Annotated in this window: 1 rRNA gene; it reads right to left on the bottom strand. The window is 50.3% G+C overall.

The features are described 5' to 3' along the window. Nucleotides 1-1,180: ribosomal RNA gene (locus NE664_12415) — 23S ribosomal RNA — on the bottom strand; the annotation flags it as partial.

Raw genomic sequence — 1,180 nt, 5'->3', positions numbered from 1 at the left:
AATTTCACCGGGTGCATTGTCGAGACAGCGCTCAAATCATTACGCCTTTCGTGCGGGTCGGAACTTACCCGACAAGGAATTTCGCTACCTTAGGACCGTTATAGTTACGGCCGCCGTTTACTGGGGCTTAAATTCAAAGCTTCGGATTGCTCCTAACCTCTCCTCTTAACCTTCCAGCACCGGGCAGGCGTCAGCCCATATACCTCACCTTTCGGTTTTGCATAGACCTGTGTTTTTGCTAAACAGTTGCTTGAGCCTATTCTCTGCGGCCCACTCTCGTGGGCACCCTTTATCCCGAAGTTACAGGGTCATTTTGCCGAGTTCCTTAACAATGCTTCTCCCGCCGGCCTTAGGATTCTCTCCTCATCCACCTGTGTCGGTTTACGGTACGGGCACGTATTACACAATAGCGGCTTTTCTTGACAGCCCCTATACCAACTTCCCTACTTTTGTTCGGTACGCTTAACGCTTTCCTGTTGTTAAACGGATTTTCCAGTCTAACCAGTCCGGCGCTTGCCCCGGTCTTTTCATTCCCGGGTTTGGCTTCGGTTCTGTGTCCCCACAGTTCTGATAATACGCGGTACAGGAATTTCAACCTGTTGTCCATCGACTACGTCTTTCGACCTCGCCTTAGGCCCCGACTTACCCAGAGCAGATCAGCTTTACTCTGGAAACCTTAGATATTCGGCCTGGAGGATTCCCACCTCCATCTCGCTACTCATTCCGGCATTCTCTCTTCTTAACACTCCACGCCTCCTTACGGTAACGCTTCGCCGCAGTTAAGAATGCTCCTCTACCAATGTATTGCTACATTCCACAGCTTCGGTGTCGTGTTTCAGCCCCGGACATTTTCGGCGCAGGACCTCTCGACTAGTGAGCTATTACGCACTCTTTGAATGTGTGGCTGCTTCTGAGCCAACATCCTAGTTGTCTTCGAAATCCCACATCCTTTTCCACTTAACACGCACTTTGGGACCTTAGCTGGTGGTCTGGGCTCTTTCCCTTTTGACTGCCCAACTTATCTCGTGCAGTCTGACTCCCGTACATCATTTATGCGGCATTCGGAGTTTGATATCTCTTGGTAAGCTTTGACGCCCCCTTAAGAATTCAGTGCTCTACCTCCGCTAAACTAATACGAGGCTAGCCCTAAAGCTATTTCGAGGAGAACCAGCTATCTCCG

This window comes from Anaerotignum faecicola (assembly GCA_024460105.1).
GTDB lineage: Bacteria > Bacillota > Clostridia > Lachnospirales > Anaerotignaceae > JANFXS01.
Note: the sequence above shows the minus strand (reverse complement) of the source record. Positions and strands in the feature narration are given on the sequence as shown.